The 18,480-nt window shown below is 52.1% G+C and carries 14 protein-coding genes and 1 other annotated feature; of the genes, 7 read left to right on the top strand and 7 right to left on the bottom strand.

All coding sequences use genetic code 11. The features are described from left to right. Window positions 1-65 precede the first annotated feature (65 nt). The 4 genes from urtA to atzF form a co-directional block, all read right to left on the bottom strand. Window positions 66-1,334, bottom strand: a complete 1,269-nt coding sequence (gene urtA / locus J1C60_RS14945) for an urea ABC transporter substrate-binding protein (RefSeq protein WP_128178973.1) — start codon at window positions 1,332-1,334, stop codon at window positions 66-68. 151 nt (window positions 1,335-1,485) lie between these two features. After that, window positions 1,486-2,202 carry a GntR family transcriptional regulator gene (locus tag J1C60_RS14940; RefSeq protein ID WP_128178972.1) on the bottom strand — a complete coding sequence of 239 codons (717 nt, stop codon included), beginning with the start codon at window positions 2,200-2,202 and terminating at the stop codon, window positions 1,486-1,488. A 9-nt stretch (window positions 2,203-2,211) separates the two neighbouring features. Continuing rightward, complete coding sequence (gene uca / locus J1C60_RS14935; protein WP_128178971.1) at window positions 2,212-5,829, bottom strand: urea carboxylase; 3,618 nt, start codon at window positions 5,827-5,829, stop codon at window positions 2,212-2,214. Further along, window positions 5,822-7,624, bottom strand: coding sequence for an allophanate hydrolase (gene atzF, locus J1C60_RS14930; protein WP_128178970.1), 1,803 nt, complete (start codon window positions 7,622-7,624; stop codon window positions 5,822-5,824). Before atzF ends, uca begins: the two co-directional genes overlap by 8 nt. A gap of 286 nt (window positions 7,625-7,910) precedes the next feature. On the opposite strand from atzF, the gene sltY reads away from it, so the two are divergent. Further along, window positions 7,911-9,833 carry a murein transglycosylase gene (gene sltY / locus J1C60_RS14925; RefSeq protein WP_128178969.1) on the top strand — a complete coding sequence of 641 codons (1,923 nt, stop codon included), beginning with the start codon at window positions 7,911-7,913 and terminating at the stop codon, window positions 9,831-9,833. Window positions 9,834-9,873: 40 nt separating this feature from the next. Beyond that, the gene (trpR, locus tag J1C60_RS14920; protein WP_128178968.1) at window positions 9,874-10,206 is read left to right on the top strand and encodes a trp operon repressor; all 333 of its coding nucleotides are present in this window, start codon (window positions 9,874-9,876) and stop codon (window positions 10,204-10,206) included. Between the two features lie 287 nt (window positions 10,207-10,493). Here trpR and yjjX read toward each other — a convergent pair whose 3' ends face one another. Further along, window positions 10,494-11,018 carry an inosine/xanthosine triphosphatase gene (gene yjjX, locus J1C60_RS14915; protein WP_128178967.1) on the bottom strand — a complete coding sequence of 175 codons (525 nt, stop codon included), beginning with the start codon at window positions 11,016-11,018 and terminating at the stop codon, window positions 10,494-10,496. Between the two features lie 51 nt (window positions 11,019-11,069). On the opposite strand from yjjX, the gene gpmB reads away from it, so the two are divergent. Continuing rightward, on the top strand, window positions 11,070-11,717 hold the full coding sequence (gene gpmB, locus J1C60_RS14910) for a 2,3-diphosphoglycerate-dependent phosphoglycerate mutase GpmB (RefSeq protein ID WP_128178966.1): 648 nt from the start codon (window positions 11,070-11,072) through the stop codon (window positions 11,715-11,717). 186 nt (window positions 11,718-11,903) lie between these two features. Here gpmB and robA read toward each other — a convergent pair whose 3' ends face one another. Beyond that, complete coding sequence (gene robA, locus J1C60_RS14905) at window positions 11,904-12,773, bottom strand: MDR efflux pump AcrAB transcriptional activator RobA (RefSeq protein WP_128178965.1); 870 nt, start codon at window positions 12,771-12,773, stop codon at window positions 11,904-11,906. A 211-nt stretch (window positions 12,774-12,984) separates the two neighbouring features. On the opposite strand from robA, the gene creA reads away from it, so the two are divergent. Then, window positions 12,985-13,458, top strand: coding sequence for a protein CreA (gene creA / locus J1C60_RS14900; RefSeq protein ID WP_128178964.1), 474 nt, complete (start codon window positions 12,985-12,987; stop codon window positions 13,456-13,458). Between the two features lie 51 nt (window positions 13,459-13,509). Here creA and arcA read toward each other — a convergent pair whose 3' ends face one another. Beyond that, window positions 13,510-14,226, bottom strand: a complete 717-nt coding sequence (gene arcA, locus J1C60_RS14895) for a two-component system response regulator ArcA (protein WP_128178963.1) — start codon at window positions 14,224-14,226, stop codon at window positions 13,510-13,512. Between the two features lie 743 nt (window positions 14,227-14,969). On the opposite strand from arcA, the gene J1C60_RS14890 reads away from it, so the two are divergent. The 3 genes from J1C60_RS14890 to thrA all read left to right on the top strand — a co-directional run bounded on the left by J1C60_RS14890 (window position 14,970) and on the right by thrA (window position 18,480). Further along, window positions 14,970-15,671, top strand: a complete 702-nt coding sequence (locus tag J1C60_RS14890) for a tRNA/rRNA methyltransferase (protein WP_128178962.1) — start codon at window positions 14,970-14,972, stop codon at window positions 15,669-15,671. A 193-nt stretch (window positions 15,672-15,864) separates the two neighbouring features. After that, window positions 15,865-15,933 (top strand): thr operon leader peptide, encoded by a 69-nt coding sequence (gene thrL, locus J1C60_RS18735; RefSeq protein WP_128179144.1) that lies wholly within the window; start codon window positions 15,865-15,867, stop codon window positions 15,931-15,933. Then, window positions 15,872-15,991 (top strand) — a sequence feature (Thr leader region). Its footprint overlaps the gene before it by 62 nt. A 26-nt stretch (window positions 15,992-16,017) precedes the next feature. Then, window positions 16,018-18,480, top strand: a complete 2,463-nt coding sequence (gene thrA / locus J1C60_RS14885) for a bifunctional aspartate kinase/homoserine dehydrogenase I (protein ID WP_128178961.1) — start codon at window positions 16,018-16,020, stop codon at window positions 18,478-18,480.

Here is an 18,480-nt window from a genome sequence, read left to right as displayed (position 1 = left end):
GGATGGTTTCTCAATTTCGTCGAAGAGCAGGGATGGAAGTGTCATCCCTGCCGCTGTCGATATTGCTACTGCGCTGATTTCACCGGGTGGTCCGGCTTCTTATCGTTACCGGCAATGTACGGGCTCCATGGTTGCGCCCGGATCGGCTGCTCGGTCTGCCACACCACGTTGAACTGGCCGTTATCTTCAATTTCACCGATCATCACCGGTTTATGCAGGTGGTGGTTAGTGTTGTCCATGGTCAGTGTGAAGCCATCTGGCGCGGCAAAGGTTTGTCCGGCCATGGCGTCACGTACTTTATCGACATCAGTGGTGCCTGCTTTTTCTACCGCCTGTGCCCACATATGAATACCAACCCAGGTGGCCTCCATTGGATCGTTAGTTACAACCGTGTCGGCATTGGGCAGGTTATGGGCTTTGGCATAGGCTTTGTAGTCGGCAACAAATTTAGCGTTGCTGGGATTATCAACGGATTCGAAGTAGTTCCAAGCGGCTAAGTTACCGACCAGGGGCTTGGTATCAATCCCGCGCAGCTCTTCTTCACCCACGGAGAAGGCCACAACAGGCACATCCGTTGCTTTGATGCCCTGGTTTGCCAGTTCTTTATAGAAAGGCACGTTGGAGTCGCCGTTGATCGTTGAGACAACCGCCGTTTTTCCGCCGTCGGAAAACTTCTTAATATCAGAGACGATGGTTTGGTAATCGCTGTAACCAAATGGGGTGTAGACCTCTTTGATATCGGCGTCCTGTACACCTTTGCTGTGCAGGAATGCACGCAGGATTTTGTTGGTGGTACGGGGATAGACGTAATCGGTACCCAGCAGGAAGAAGCGTTTTGCCGCGCCGCCGTCTTCACTCATCAGATATTCCACCGCCGGGATGGCCTGCTGATTTGGCGCAGCACCGGTATAGAACACGTTGGGCGACATCTCTTCGCCTTCATATTGCACCGGGTAGAACAACAGTCCGTTTAACTCTTCAAATACAGGCAGCACGGATTTACGCGAAACCGAGGTCCAGCAGCCAAATACCGCTGCGACTTTATCTTGCGATAGCAGCTGACGTGCCTTTTCGGCAAATAATGGCCAGTTAGAGGCAGGATCAACCACCACCGGCTCCAGTTTTTTCCCCAGAACGCCACCCTTCGCATTGATTTCATCAATGGTCATTAATGCCACGTCTTTCAGGGGAGTTTCAGAGATCGCCATCGTGCCTGAGAGCGAACTCATGATACCGACCTTGATGGTATCAGCGGCCTGTACGCTCCAGGCGACGCCCATGCTGATGACCGTTGCCGTGAGTGCAAATGCTTGCAAAAGTGAACGTCTTTTCATCTCCGGAAACCCTCAAAAGTATTGATCTGACTATTTTTGTGACCAGCACACGCAAATGGGCGTGCTGGCATCCTACTATGCAGCGTTCTATACGCTGGTTGCCGCGCCGCGACCGTTGCTAAACGGGCTGCGACAATAACGCCTGTTCAAATTATTCGGATGCATCGGTTTGTGATCTGGCCTGCTGTAGCATGTGTAGAGTGATTTTCCTGACCTCCGCTTTACTGATGGAAATATGATCGGTCAGGATGCGCTGTGCCTCCTCGGTTTGTTGTTTTAATATCGCCCGCAAAATGCGGGCGTGTTCGTTATAGGTGGCACCCATGCGGTCTTCCCGGGTAAAGTCCAGGCGACGAATGATGCGAATTTTTTCGGTCAGCTCGGCATGGATCCGTGCCATTTCTCCGTTTCCTGCTGCAGCAACCAGCGCCATATGGAAACCTTCGTCATGTAACGACACGGTTTTCCCCTCTTCGAGGCGCGGATCGTCAATCCAGAATGCGATAAGCTCGCTTAGCAGCTCGGCGCAGCGTCCCGGAGGCATACCGCACAGGCGGCGGATGGCTTCGCGCTCCAGCACTATGCGAAAGTCATACAGTTCTTCGAAGTACTCAAAATCGAAGGGCCTTACTTGCCAGCCGCTGCGAAACCACACTTCGACATAGCCTTCCCGCTCAAGCCAGAACAACGCCTGACGGACCGGTGTGCGGCTGACGTCCATGCGTTCAGCCATTTCACTCTCACTGAAGCGATCTCCCGGCATCAGACGGAAATCAAAAATGTCGTTTTTAATCGCCTGATAAACACGTTCCGCGAGGACCTCTGGACGCCCCTTATTGCGTTTCTGATGAAAGCTGGCCTGCTGCATAGCGGCTCCTTATTCCAGCCACAGCAAAGCATCGCCGGGGCTAACGGGACGGCCTGGCTGGCAGCCAATCTGTTTGACGCGGCCGCCCTGAGGTGCATGGATGGTTAGCTCCATTTTCATTGCCTCTACGATGATCAACGGCTGGCCCGCGACCACTTCATCACCTGGTTTCACCAGGACTTTCCAGATGTTACCGTTCATATCTGCGCTAACCTGCAGGGCGTGTTCGTCGGTGTCAGGGAGTTGAAGATTCTCTTCACTGGTGAGCGGCGCACCTTCTTCTTCCTCCTGCCACAGAGCCACTTCGGTTGCGAAAGCGCGTGACTGGTGTTGACGGAACTCGGCGATTGACTCGGCATGTGTTTCAAGAAACTGGCGGTGCTCAGCAAAATCGAAAATGCTTTCTTCAATCGTGATAGCCGCGCGGCCTTCGCGGAAATCGTCACGCAGTGTATCCAGCTCGGCTTCGCTGACCGGATAGAAACGTACCTGATCGAAGAAACGTAGTAGCCAGGGTTCGCTGGCGGAAAACTGTGAGTTCTTAAGGAAGGTGTTCCAGATCGGCAGCGTGCGGCCCACCAGTTGATATCCCCCGGGTGAGTCCATGCCATAAATGCACATGTACATTCCGCCGATACCGACGGTGCCTTCTGCCGTAAAGGTGCGCGCCGGGTTATATTTGGAGCTGAGTAAGCGATGACGGGGGTCAACCGGTACCGCGCAGGGCGCGCCGAGATAAACATCGCCGAGGCCGAGAATCAGATAGCTGGCGTCAAAAATGGTCTCTTTAACCGCCTCTCTATTTGGTAACCCATTGATACGTTGAATAAAGTCAACGTTATTGGGCAACCATGGCGCATTGGCACGAACCGTTTCCTGATAGCGTGACACCGCTCCCAGCGTGGCGCTGTCTTCAAAGGCCATCGGTAGGTGAATAATGCGCGACGGAACCCGCATGTTATTTACTTCACCCAGGTTTTTTTCCAGCGAGAGTAGCAGTGCGAGCAGATCCTTCTGGCTGATCTGGCGGCTGTCATAGCGGATCTGCAATGAGCGTACGCCCGGTGAGAGTTCTTCTATTCCCGGCTGCGCGGCCTCTCGGATCGCATTCATTAGCAGGTGCACGCGCAAACGCAGCGCCAGATCCAGCACGTTGTCGCCGTATTCAATCAGTACGTAATTATCCCCCGCCTGACGATAAACTGCCGTTGGGGTTGTCGATGTTGCTTTGACTGCTGCCAGTAGTGTTGCTGAACCCAGCTCCGTTTCGGCAAGAGAGGGTGCCTCAGCGTTAGGGACATACGCGGCGGTCAGGTTTTCAATACTTGCTGTCTGCGCTTGTTCGAGTGCCTGCGCATGGTGAAAATCGATAGGATGGAAACGAATACGATCGCCAGGTTTAACCTGACCCACTTTCCATAGTTCCGCCTTCGCAATCGTCACCGGGCAAACAAAACCACCAAGGCTGGGACCGTCACGCGTCAGAATTACCGGAAAGTCACCGGTAAAGTTCACCGCGCCAATCGCGTATTCACAATCGTGGACGTTTGAAGGATGCAGGCCTGCTTCGCCACCGTCAGCGCGTGTCCAGCTTGGTTTAGGGCCTTCCAGCCTGACGCCAAGACGGTTAGAGTTGTAGTGAACCTGCCATTCGCTGGCAAAGAACGCATCAATAGATTCCTGAGTGAAAAAATCCGGTGCGCCATGTGGACCATACAGCACGCCGATACGCCATTCGTCACCATACTCTGGTATCAGTGATGAATGGATAGCCTGCGGTGCGCTGGTGGGGGCTGGCGTCGTGCAGGCAGCCAGCTGTGGCTGGGAGATCGCCAGCATATCGGCGACGCGCAACGTGCGGCCAGCATGGCCACCAAACTGGCCCAGCACAAATGTCGAACGGCTGCCAAGATACACCGGCACATCAAAGCCGTTGCGTACCGCCAGGTAAGTACGGCAGCCATGCTGCGCACGTCCCAATGCCAGGGTTTGACCGGCTTTCACGTCCACCGGCTGCCAATAACCGATCGCCTCACCATCGAGCATTGCCGGGCAGTCTGCACCGGTCAGAGCAATAGTGGCATCGCTATGAAAGCGCAGTGTTGGGCCTTGCAGAGTAAACTCAAGTCCCGCAGCCTCTTCGGCATTACCCACGATGCGGTTCGCCAGGCGGAAGGCGAAATCGTCCATCGGGCCAGAAGGAGGCACACCAATATCCCAGTAGCCAAGACGTCCCGGATAATCCTGTATGCTGCTCCAGGTTCCGGGCTGTACCACTTCAATTACCTGTGCTGACGGGGTAAAACTATCGAGCATGCGGGTCCAGACATTGCCGCTGTGAAAAGCATCGGTGGCAATAATCTGACGCAGATAGTCGAGGTTAGTGGCAATACCGTGCAGGCGGGTTTGGCTCAGAGCCTCCTGCATTTTTTTCAGTGCAGCCTCTCGGTTTTCTGCATGTACGATCAGCTTGGCAATCATCGGATCGTAGAACGCAGAAACATGGGTGCCGGTATTCACCCAGCCGTCAACACGTACGCCTTCGGGGAAACAGACTTCAGTGAGTACACCCGGGCTGGGCTGAAAGTTTTTCAGTGGGTCTTCGGCATAGAGCCTGACTTCAATAGATGCGCCGACGGGAGGCTGTGCCATCCGTTCCCAGTCGAGGGGAATTCCGGCGGCGACCTGTAGCATGCACTCCACCAGATCGAGCCCGGTCACACTTTCGGTAACCGGATGCTCTACTTGCAAGCGCGTGTTCACTTCCAGGAAGTAAAAAGCATCACGTTCGGCATCATAAATATATTCTACGGTTCCTGCGCTGCGGTAATTGACCAGTTCGCCCAGTTTAACGGCGGAGTCTAGCAGTGCGGTACGGGTTGCGGCAGGTAAACCCGGCGCGGGTGTTTCTTCTACCACTTTCTGGTTGCGACGCTGCAGCGAGCAATCGCGTTCACCGAGGGCAATCACTTTACCTTTACCGTCGCCAAATATTTGTACTTCAACATGGCGAGCCCGGTCGATACAGCGTTCAAGGAATACGCCGGCATCACTGAAAAAATGTTCACCCAGGCGACGAACGCTTTCCCAGGCATTGCGCAGTGCATCGGCATCTGCGCAACGGGTTAAGCCAATGCCGCCGCCGCCCGCAGTACTTTTAAGCATGACCGGATAACCGATCTTTTCTGCTGCTTCCTGCGCCTCTTCAAGCGAAGCCAGCAGGGCAGTGCCCGGCGTCATTGGTACACCTGCCTCTGCCGCTAATTCACGCGCCCGGTGTTTCAGTCCGAACTCGCCGATTTGCTGCGCGGTGGGGCCGATAAAGATGATGCCAGCCTGTTCACATGCGTCAGCAAACGGCAGGCTTTCGGACAGAAAGCCGTAGCCGGGCCAAATCGCCTGAGCGCCGCTTTCCTGCGCAGCGGCGAGAATTTTGTCGATGCGCAGATAGCTGTCACCGGCTTTTTCGCCCCCGAGGGCAATAGCGATGTCAGCATCTTTCACATGCTGCGCATTTTTATCCGCATCGGAATAGACCGCGACGCTGGTAATGCCTAAACGCTTTAATGTCCGTATCGCCCGGCAGGCGATTTCACCACGGTTCGCAATCAGTACGGTATTAAACATGAGAGTTCTCCTTGCTGGTCAGCCAGTGACGCCAGCCGCCAAAAGTGGTGATATCGCGAGCATCGCTCAGTGCTGAAGGTTCACAAATAAAGCCTTTAACCTGACGACCATCTGCCAGTGTTATATTGCCGATCCCTAACGGCGCGGGGATCTCCGCGACAAACTCACCAAAGCGCGCCAGAGGGACATCCCAAAGCTCAACGATAATCGCGGCACCGGTTTCGGCTTTTACCAGCCCCGGTTTTGCTGGTTGGGTGTTAGCCAGTGCATACAAGCGGTAGTTATCTGCGGTTTTGGTTTCTTCAACCCGTACGGCATTACGACTGATGAGCTGATGATTAAGCGGCATGCCACTGAGGTGTGCCCCCACCACGGCGAGGCGAACGTGTAACGGTGATGCGGGTAAAGGCAAATGATCGGTAGGCTGTGGCTTGCCGGTAGCGCCAAGCGGCAGTGACAGTTGTTGCTGCCAACGCATGCCAAAGCTTGCGAGTGCGCGGTCGTGCCATGCGGGAGCAATCAGCGTGATACCGGCCGGTAGCCCATCGGTGCGAAAAGGCGCGGGCAGCGCCAGTGCCGACAGGTCGGCCAGATTGGTGAAGTTGGTGTAGGTGCCAAACTGTGAGTTATAGCGCACCGGCTCCTGCTTCATCTCTTCAAGCGTATGAATAGTTGGCGATGTGGGGACAACTAATGCATCAAACTGGCTCAGCGTTTGCTGTATTTTTCGCGTCAGTTCGGCACGTAGATATTCCGCTTTAAAGGCGTCGGTCGCGCTGTAATTTTTACCGCTGGCAATGATACCGTGTACGACAGGATCCATTTTATCCGGATGTTGAAGCATCTCGCCGACCGCAACGGTGCGTTCTGCCACCCATGGACCGTAATAGAGTTGTTCAGCAAGCTGCTGGAAAACGGTGAAATCGATGGGTTGGAACGTCGCACCGCTCGCGCTAAGCGCGTTGAGCGCCTGTTCCCATGCCGCTTCAGCCTGAGCATCATCGAAAAACACCACATTAGCCGGGATGGCGAAGCGGGGGGCTGCTGGCAATGCGGCTGGTGCTGAAGCCGGATTGTGGCGAGAATAGGCATCTGTTGCATCGTAACCCGCTGCGTGACCGGCAACGATAAAAGCATCTTCAACGGTCAGCGCAAAGATGGAAATGGTGTCATTAAGGCGACAGGCGGGGACCACGCCGCTTGCTGAAATCCAGCCCTTGGTCGGTTTGAGTCCGACGATATTGTTAAAACCAGCCGGAACGCGTCCTGAACCCGCGGTGTCGGTGCCCAACGCAAAAGCAACCAGTCCACGGGCCAGGACTGATGCGGAACCTGAACTGGAACCGCCGCTAACATAGTCAGCATTAAATGTATTCACCACGGCACCAAAGGGTGAGCGCGTTCCAACCAGGCCAGTGGCATACTGATCGAGATTGGTTTTACCGATGACCACCGCTCCTGCGGCCTTTAAGTTAGCCACGGCGGTCGCGTCTTGTGCCGCGACGTAGGTCAAAGCAGGGCAGGCGGCAGTAGTTGGCCAGCCGGCAACATCAATATTATCTTTTACTGCAAAGGGCACGCCGAAGAGTGGCAGTGCGCTCGGATCTTTATGCCAGGCGGTCAGCAGTGGCTCAATTTGAGCCTGCAGTTGAGCCGGGCTTGCCAGACAGATCCAGGCATTATCGTCGGTCGATAGCGTATCCAACAATGCACTCAGCGTTTCGCCGATCGTCTCCGCGTGCTGCAGAAAATGTTGTTGCCATTGTTGCAGCGTTAGCCCTGTTATTGATTCCATAGTGTGAATTCCATCTGGTATACAAGATTGGATTCACTACAGCAAACAGCGTGCCATGTTTATAATATATTGATTATTAATGAGTAAATGTAATTTTCTCACGGCGCTTGCACATTTATGGCTCAAGGATGTGCGATGATGGGGCAGGCGGTGCCGTGAGAACGTATGTTGCAGCCGTAACGTAAAATTTTGTTGGAAACATGGCGTGATACGCGCGGCGCGGTTAGCATGAAAGAGCTATTTTTTGTAACACTGGGATAAGAGAGGCGCTAACGTGGGAAAAGTCATGGCAGACAAATGGCAGTATTGGATGGTTGGAACCTTGCTGGCCGTAATGGCCGGAAGTGCCCATGCCGACGCGTTAGACGCGCAGCGCGAGCGTTACCAGCAAATTAAGCTGGCGTGGGATAATAAGCAAATGGATACGGTATATCAGCTGATGCCAACGTTGCGAGACTATCCGCTCTATCCCTACCTTGAGTACCGTTTGCTGTCGCAAAATCTCGATCAAGAAACCAGCATGGCGGTCAGCAACTTTATTAAAGCGCATCCGACGTTACCGCCGGTGCATTCTCTCGCTTCCCGATTTGTTAATGAACTGGCCCGACGTCAGGACTGGCGAGGTTTGATGGCATTCAGTCCGCAGGTACCGGCACCCGTCTCGGCGCGTTGCAATTGGTATTATGCGCAATGGTCACTGGGCCAACAGCAGGTTGCTTATTCGGGAGCAAAAGAGATTTGGCTCACGGGCTCGTCGCTACCGACCGCCTGCGATAAGTTGTTTTCTGTGTGGCAGGGAGCGGGCCAGCAAACGGCGATTACGACGCTGGAACGCATCCGCCTGGCCATGAAGGCCGGAAACACCAGCCTCGTTAATTTTCTTGCGAAGCAACTGCCTTCAGATTATCAAACCATAGCGAATGCGGTAATGGATCTGCAAAACGATCCAACGACCGTAGAGGCATTCGCCCGTAATGTTGGCGCAACGGATTTTACCCGACAAGCAACCGTCATCGCGTTTACTCGCATGGTTGGGCAGGATGCGGAAACTGCGCGTGCAATGATCCCGACGCTGGTTCGCCTGCAGCAAATGGGTGATGAGGATCGCCAACAACTTGATGATGCGGTCGCCTGGCGTTTGATGGGGAATGATGTCACCAGTGAGCAGGCACGCTGGCGCGACGATGTGATTATGCGCAGCGAATCCACTGCACTGATTGAACGGCGTGTACGTATGTCGTTGGGTAATAACGACCGCCGTGGTTTAAATACCTGGCTTTCCCGGCTGCCGGTTGAAGCTAAGCAGAAGGATGAGTGGCAGTACTGGCAGGCCGATCTGCTGCTTGAACGTGGTCGTAAAGATGAAGGTGAGGAAATTTTAAAGGCGCTGATGCAGCAGCGCGGTTTTTATCCAATGGTGGCGGCGCAGCGGTTAGGTGTCGATTACCCTCTGCGTATTGATGCAGCCGTGCATCCCGATAGCACTGTTGGGCAGGGCGAAGAGATTGCTCGTGTTCGCGAGTTAATGTACTGGAATATGGATAACCTCGCGCGCAGTGAATGGGCGTATCTGGTGACGAGTAAAACGCCGTCCGGGCAGCAGATGTTAGCGCGTTATGCCTTTGAGCAGGACTGGTGGGATCTTAGCGTGCAGGCCACCATCAGCGGTAAATTGTGGGATCATCTGGAAGAGCGTTTCCCACTGGCGTACAAAGATCAGTTTGAGCGCTTTACACGTGATAAGAACATTCCTCAGAGCTACGCAATGGCGATAGCTCGGCAGGAAAGTGCGTGGAATCCCAAAGCGCGTTCGCCGGTTGGGGCTTCTGGTTTGATGCAAGTTATGCCTGCCACGGCGACACATACCGTGCAGTCCTATAATATTCCGGGTTATGTGAACAGCAGTCAGTTATTGGATCCGCAAACCAACATTCAAATCGGCACGCAATATCTGGAGTCGGTTTATCAGCAGTTCGGGCAGAACCGTATTTTCTCATCGGCCGCCTATAATGCAGGCCCATCCCGGGTGAGAACCTGGCTGGGCAATAGCGCAGGGCGACTGGATGCGGTGGCCTTTATCGAAACCATCCCCTTTTCTGAAACGCGGGGATATGTGAAGAACGTGCTGGCGTATGCCGCCTACTACCGCCATTTTATGAAACAACCTGATAAGATCCTCTCGGACAGCGAGTGGCAGCGGCGTTATTAAGTATGTTAAGCTTGTACTCGTTAACGAGTATGGGCTTAACATGACGCAACCGACTTCAATTACCGTAACAGAAGAACAGCAGCGCGAAGCATGGCTGCGCTTTGTTGACCTGATGCAAAGCGCATTTGCTGAGAACCTACATCTGCCGTTGCTGCAACTGATGATGACGCCTGATGAACGTGAGGCTTACGGAACGCGGCTGCGTATTATTGAAGAGTTAATACGTGGCGAGATGAGCCAGCGAGAGCTGAAGAATGAGCTGGGAGCCGGTATTGCCACGATTACACGTGGATCTAATAGCTTGAAAGCGGCGCCGCCAGCGTTGAAGGCGTGGCTTGAGGGGCAGTTGTTACCGCATTCTGATAAGCGCTGATATACACGTCATCCTTCACGCTGCCTCATTGTTGGCTACGCTCATGCACCCCGGTCACTTACCTGAGTAAGCTCCCGGGGATTCAGGAGCTTGCCGCCGCGATGCAACGCGAATGATTTAGTGTATAGAGGATAGTCTTCACGCTGCCTCATTGTTGGCTACGCTCATGCACCCCGGTCACTTACCTGAGTAAGCTCCCGGGGATTCAGGAGCTTGCCGCCGCGATGCAACGCGAATGATTTAGTGTATAGAGGATATCCTTCACGCTGCCTCATTGTTGGCTACGGCTAAAGGTGAAGAGTGTAGATATCGTTTCGAAAGGGGCAAAGGGCCAGAATCAATGCCTGATGATAGACGCTGGTACGGGTTAACAAACCATGAGTGAATGTGCCAATCGCGCCACCCTGATGCTTGATATTGTCGATACCGGTCAGGCGAGCCATTTCATCACCCAATTCATGACCTTCGTGAATGGCTTTCATAACGATGTGCGGCAGCGTAAAGCTGGCCGAACGCGATTCACCCCGCTGTTTATGATCCTCGATAACCATCCACGCGAAAGCCGAATCCTCTTCAATACCTGCTTCAATCGCCACCCAAAAATGGGCTTCGGGGCGGACCTGACGTGCATTCATCACTCGGTGACGTGCGCCAGTTCTCGTTTCTACATTTGTCATGGGTTGCGCAGCAACGCCGCTGTCGACCGCGACGCCTTCAATATGGCAGGATCCGTCACCGAAAACATCGCTGAACGCTTGAGAGATCGCGCTAATCTTCGCCGGATTGGTGGTGGCAGCGACAACATGGTACATAATTGTTTGAACCCTCAACACAAATTTGTTGCAGTATAACGGAAAAAAAGCATGTTACAGGTCTATCTTGTTCGCCACGGAGAAACGGTTTGGAATGCGGCACGACGTATTCAGGGACAATCCGACAGCGCGCTAACGGAAAAAGGCGAGCAGCAGGCTCGCCAGGTTGGTGAGCGAGTGAAATCGCTGGGCATTACCCATGTGATTACCAGTGACTTAGGTCGCACACGTCGCACGGCCGAAATTATCGCGGATGCCTGTGGTTGTGGCGTCACGTTGGATCCACGCCTGCGGGAGTTGAATATGGGCGTGTTGGAGCAACGTCCTATTGATTCACTTACCGAAGAGGAAGAAGGCTGGCGTCAGACGCTGGTTAATGGTACTGAGAATGGCCGTATTCCACAGGGTGAATCTATGTCTGAGTTGGCTGAACGTATGCACCAGGCGCTGAATGCCTGTCTGGATCTACCGGTGGGTAGCCGTCCCCTGTTAGTCAGCCATGGTATGGCACTAGGGGCATTGGTCAGTACGCTATTAGGACTGTCTGCCAGTGCGGAACGCCGTCTACGCTTGCGTAACTGCTCTCTTTCCCGTGTTGATTATCAGCAGAGCGCCTGGTTGGCTGCCGGGTGGATCGTGGAAACCGCCGGTGACGTTTCCCATCTTGATGCACCTGCACTGGATGAACTGCAGCGCTAATCCGCAAGTTTTGGCTGCTGAGGAAGATGCTGTAATGGCGAGCACGTTGCAGCATGATAACCGGGCTGTAACTTGAGCTCCCGGATAGACAAAAACGGCTTTTTTGTCCGGGGGGTTAGGTTGTTCAACATCCTGCATGCTGGCCGGAATAGGGCAGCACGCAGAATGCTGAGTTGCGGTAGTACCTTATCGGCGGATTGGGATGAGGTAATCGCAGCGGATTTCTGGCGGTGGATCCTGGCGCTTTTTACCTCCGTGAGTATGAAAGCGCTCAATATCTTGTCCCTGGCGTCTCGTCAACCCAAGCGTCGGCATACAGGTGCCATAAATGAGCAGGATAAAGTCCTGCAGATCGCTTCTCGGCCCGTTATAGCTGAACTGTACATAATCCCCGGCTTCCAGCAAGACAGTCTGTGTTGACTGCATCGTTTGCGTGAGCTGGTCCGACGGTACCGCCGTGGTGTACAGAATTTCCTGTTCGTCATCTTTTTCATGGCTGGGACGTGATTGATGCAGGCCGTATAACACGGGTGGCACGGTATCTGTTTCAATCAGGAACTGGCGCCAGAAGTGTATACGCATTTCATCACGAAAACGTGAGATTTGCTCCAGCGTACAGGTGTAGCTCTGCGTTTGTCCCACCAGTACCGTTTCTGGTAACGTGACGTAGCTGGCCTCTGGCAGTTGGAAGTCGCCTAATCGAATCGGCGGGCGTAGCCCGAACGAGTTCCAGTCTGATGCACGGCGATAATATGCGGGCGTTTGCGCGAATTGTTTCTTAAAGGCACGCGTAAAAGTTTGCTGTGAATCAAAACGGTACTGCAGTGCAATATCAAGGATGGGGCGACTGGTCAGACGTAACGCCACCGCTGCTTTTGACAAACGGCGGGCACGAATATAAGCGCCAATCGCGTGGGTCGTCACTTCCTTGAACATTCTTTGCAGATGCCATTTTGAATAGCCCGCTTTTGCCGCCACATTATCGAGTGACAAAGGTTGGTCCAGGTGGCTCTCCAGCCAAACAAGCAAATCGCGAATGATACCAGCTTGGTCCATAAATCGTCCTCTTCGTACGCGGTGTTGGTGCAGTGAAAGCAAAGTCGATGAATAATAGCACTAAAAAATCCTGGGAATAGCGTCGGTTTTATTTATTCGAATGTGCTATATCAGTGCGAATGAGTTATTTAAAAGGATATCGCGTTGATACGGAAATCATTTACTCGGTTTACCTTACAATCTCATCTATTTCTTTTGCAATGGTAACGTAATGACAATAAAAGCATGGTTATTAGTAACGTCCGTTATTTTAACGCCTTTTACCACTCATGCTGAGGTCGTGGGCTCAGTAGATACGGTATTTAAGGTGTTTGGACCCGATCATAAAATTCTCGTTGAGGCCTTTGATGATCCTGACGTAAAAAATGTAACTTGTTATATCAGTCGGGCAAAAACGGGCGGAATTAAGGGAGGACTTGGTTTAGCTGAGGATACCTCGGATGCCGCGATCTCATGTCAACAAGTCGGTCCTGTTGAATTGAGCGAAAAAATTACCAGCAATAAAACGCAGGGTGAAGTGGTCTTTCGCAAACGGACGTCGTTAATCTTCAAGAAACTGCAGGTGGTACGTTTTTACGATCAAAAACGTAATGCGCTGGTTTACCTGAGCTATTCAGATAAAGTTGTCGACGGTTCACCGAAAAACGCGTTAAGTGCTGTACCAATTATGCCCTGGAAACAGTAACCGCTGTGGAGGCTTATCGGGGCAACGTACATAATCTTCGCCCCGGTAAGTTTAGTCTTGCAGGTCGCCGCAGAAACGATAGCCTTCACCGTGAATTGTCGCGATGATTTCCGGTGTATCCGGCGTCGATTCAAAATGCTTACGAATACGACGAATCGTTACGTCAACAGTACGATCGTGTGGCTTAAGCTCGCGCCCGGTCATTTTCTTCAGCAGGTCGCCACGGGTTTGGATTTTACCGGGGTTCTCACAGAAGTGCAGCATCGCGCGAAACTCGCTGCGTGGAAGTTTATACTGTTCGCCGTCAGGGCTGATCAATGAACGGCTATTGATATCCAGCTCCCAGCCGTTAAACCTGTAACTGTCTACCAACTTACGCTCATCACTACTCACGGCCAGATTCATGGTTCGGGAGAGCAGGTTACGAGCGCGGATCGTCAGTTCACGTGGGTTAAAAGGTTTGGTGATATAATCATCGGCGCCGATTTCCAGACCGAGAATTTTATCGACTTCATTGTCGCGACCGGTAAGGAACATCAGCGCGACGTCTTTCTGCTCACGGAGCTCGCGGGCTAACAGCAGGCCATTTTTACCTGGAAGGTTGATATCCATGATCACCAGGTTCACGTCGTTTTCCGTCAAAACCTGATGCATCTCGGCACCATCCGTAGCTTCATAAACCATGTAGCCTTCGGCCTCAAAAATACTTTTGAGAGTATTGCGAGTCACTAATTCGTCTTCAACGATAAGTATGTGCGGGGTCTGCATGTGTTCGCTACCTAAAATTGCCAACAAAATCGAAAACAGGATGTACGACCGTTAAATGATTTCCTTAAAGATCCTTTTCTGCATCACGTTGCCATACTGGCCAGTGGTAATCTCTTACCTGGTCGCTGTTATGAGGGGACTCATCCGGACCGCTTTATCAACTGGCATACCGCAACGTCAATCGCTCAGGTACAGGTCTTTGCACAAAGAAATCAACCGAAGTACAGAATATGTTCTTGATGTACTTTCCATCAACGTCAACAACATTGTTAGCGTAGCCATCGGGATGGAACAACCTATCCCGGCATCGCTAAAACGAGGTATATCCTAACTGTATTAACAGCAACATAACAGCATGGACTACATCCGATAAGCATTAAAACAACGCTTCGTTGACTTATATCAAAACCAAGTGTAGCACGTTAACACTTTTGTGAAAAATGCTTACCATAATGCCAGCTTAGCTCACAAAGACCGTATTAGTCGTCACGATTCAGCACAGGAGACGATATTAATAAGAAATTGTGATGTATCTATTTTTAGTGCATTGAATAGTATTAATTATATCGACAGAGTTTTTGTTTAAAGCCTTTATAAATAGAAAGGCTATTTAGAGGATTGTTTTTATCATTAATCAGCATTGAAGTGGTTGTGTTGCGTTAATGTTAAATAAATGAATCTGTCATTTAACATGCTGTCGTGTCAGAGTATACGCATATAGTTTTGTCATATTTAAGGCTGTCATGCTGTTTCCATTAATATTGGTCTCTCCTGCCCGTCCCGAGAACATTGGCGCCGCGGCGCGTGCAATGAAAACCATGGGATTTACTGACTTGCGTATCGTGAACAGCCAGGCATGGCAGGAACCAGCCGCGCGCTGGGTTGCGCATGGTGCGGGAGAGATCCTCGATAACGTGGCTCATTTTGAGACGCTTTCTGATGCGCTGGCCGATATTGATTTTTCGGTAGCAACGACCGCGCGCAGCCGGGCTAAATTCCGCTACTACGCCACCCCCCAGCAGGTGCAGAGCATTCTTGAAGAGAAAGCGCAGTGGGTAAATAGCATGGCGCTGGTGTTCGGGCGTGAAGACAGCGGGCTGACCAATGAAGAACTGGCCCAGGTTGATCTACTCACGGGTATCCCGATGGCGAATGATTATCCTTCACTGAATCTCGGCCAGGCGGTCATGGTGTATTGCTACCAGCTTTCTTCGCTACGGCAGGCGATGATGTTGCCCAGACAGCAACCAGCCGATGGGCAACAGTTAGACGCGCTACGTCAGCGCATTGAAAATCTGCTGGTTACGCTTGCCGTCAGCGAAGACGAAAAGCTGGTTGACTGGTTACAGCAGCGTATTGGCTTACTCGAACAGCGTGACAGTGCGATGCTGCATCGGCTGCTGCATGATGTGGAAAAAAAATTGATAGATAAAAACTCGGTATGATTGTGAATTACCAGCGTGACTGACCAGTAAATATGACCGGGGTAAAAGATTTGAGTTGGCGGACGGCTTTTTACTAACGGAGTCGTGGGTAAGTTGAAAAATGTGTGGCCGATAAAAAAATTGACTTAACCGACAGTTTGCTTTAATTCTGGAAAACAGACGGACATAAATAGACAGACAGAAGAAAAACCAGATGCGTACTATCAGCCTGAACAACACAATTATTACCATCACCATTACTACAGGTAACGGTGCGGGCTGACGCATACAGGAAAAAGAAAAAAAGAAGCCCGCACCTAAACAGTGCGGGCTTTTTTTTCGGCATAAATTCAGGAGAGTTTTAAATATGCGAGTGCTGAAATTCGGCGGGACCTCAGTGGCAAATGCGGAAAGATTTATGCGCGTTGCCGACATTCTGGAAAGTAATGCACAGCAGGGACAGGTCGCGACCGTGCTCTCTGCACCGGCAAAGATTACTAATCATCTGGTGGCGATGATTGAAAAAACCATCAGCGGCCAGGATGCGTCACCGAATATCAGCGATGCCGAACGCATTTTTGGTGAGTTATTGCAAGGTTTGGCTGATGCGCAGCCGGGGTTTGATTACGCAGGGCAAAAAAGCCACGTTGAACAGGAGTTTGCTCAACTGAAGCAGGTGCTGCTGGGCATCCGTCTGCTGGGACAATGTCCGGATAGCGTCAATGCTTCAGTGATCTGCCGAGGAGAAAAGCTCTCGATAGCCATTATGGAAGCGTTACTGCAGGCGCGCGGCTACAACGTCAGCGTTATTGATCCCGTTGAAAAGCTGTTGGCTATTGGTCATTACCTTGATTCGACGGTGGATATCGCCGAATCCACACGGCGGATTGCCGCCAGCCTGATTCCGACCGAAAATATGATCCTGATGGCCGGGTTTACTGCCGGTAATGAGCGTGGTGAGTTGGTGGTGCTGGGCCGTAATGGCTCGGATTATTCAGCCGCGGTCCTTGCCGCTTGTTTACGTGCCGATTGCTGTGAGATCTGGACCGATGTTGATGGGGTTTATACCTGTGATCCACGTCAGGTCCCTGATGCTCGTTTGCTGAAATCAATGTCGTACCAGGAAGCCATGGAGCTTTCGTATTTTGGCGCTAAAGTATTACATCCCCGTACTATCACTCCGATAGCCCAGTTCCAGATCCCTTGTCTGATTAAGAATACTGCGAATCCCCAGGCCCCGGGAACGTTGATTGGCGGCGATGAGGTGGATGATGAGAATCCGGTCAAAGGCATTACTAACCTGAATAATATGGCGATGGTGAATGTTTCAGGGCCGGGGATGAAAGGGATGGTCGGCATGGCAGCCCGAGTCTTTGCTGCGATGTCGCGGGCGGGTATCTCAGTGGTGCTGATCACTCAGTCCTCTTCTGAGTACAGCATCAGTTTCTGCGTATCGCAGGCTGAGCTGGTACGCGCACGACGCGTGCTGGAAGAAGAATTCTATCTTGAATTAAAAGACGGTTTGCTGGAACCACTCGATGTGACTGAGCGGCTGGCGATTATATCCGTTGTAGGTGATGGCATGCGCACGCAGCGTGGTATTTCTGCCAAGTTTTTCTCGGCCCTTGCACGAGCCAATATCAATATTGTTGCGATCGCGCAGGGTTCTTCTGAGCGCTCTATTTCGGTTGTGGTGAGTAATGACGATGTCACCACGGGTGTGCGTGTAGTACATCAGATGCTGTTCAATACCGACCAGGTCATTGAAGTCTTTGTGGTAGGCGTCGGTGGCGTTGGCGGCGCGTTGATTGACCAGTTACATCGGCAGCAGAGCTGGCTGAAGAAAAAGCATATTGATTTGCGTGTGTGCGGGATCGCGAATTCGCGCGCGCTACTGACCAGTGTACATGGGATTGAGCTGACTAACTGGAAAGCTGCGCTCGATGGCGCAACTGAGCCTTTTAATCTTGAACGGCTGAATCGTTTGGTGAAAGAGTATCATCTGCTGAACCCGGTTATTGTCGATTGTACTTCAAGCCAGGCGGTCGCCGATCAATATGCTGATTTCCTCGCGGATGGTTTCCACGTCGTTACGCCAAACAAAAAAGCCAACACTGCGTCCTGGAACTATTACCAACAGATGCGTGCTGCGGCGGCAAAATCGCGCCGCAAGTTTTTGTATGATACTAACGTTGGCGCGGGACTGCCTGTCATTGAAAACCTGCAAAACCTGCTGAATGCCGGGGATGAATTGATTCGCTTTAGCGGCATTCTTTCCGGCTCATTGTCATTTATTTTCGGCAAACTGGATGAGGGTGTCTCGCTTTCAGAGGCAACCCGGCTGGCGCGAGATATGGGGTTCACCGAGCCCGACCCGCGGGAAGATTTGTCCGGTACTGACGTCGCACGCAAACTCCTGATTCTTGCTCGTGAGGCGGGTTATCAATGGGAACTGAGTGACATCGATATTGAACCTGTACTGCCGAAACATCTCAGTGCCATTGAAGACGTTGACACTTTTATGCAACAGCTGCCGGAACTGGATGACGAGTTTGCTGCCCGGGTAGCAAAAGCGCGGGATGAAGGGAAAGTGCTACGGTTTGTCGGCGTGATTGAAGAGGGCGGGGTTTGCAAGGTAAAAATTGACGCCGTTGATGGCAACGATCCGCTATATAAAGTAAAAAATGGTGAGAATGCGCTGGCCTTTTACAGCCGCTATTATCAGCCAATACCGCTGGTATTGCGCGGCTATGGTGCCGGTAATGATGTAACTGCTGCCGGCGTATTTGCTGATTTATTGCGTACGTTGTCATGGAAGCTGGGAGTTTAA

The sequence above is a fragment of the [Pantoea] beijingensis genome, from assembly GCF_022647505.1.
Classification (GTDB): Bacteria; Pseudomonadota; Gammaproteobacteria; order Enterobacterales; family Enterobacteriaceae; genus Erwinia; species Erwinia beijingensis.
This window is presented reverse-complemented; position numbering and strand designations above follow the sequence as displayed.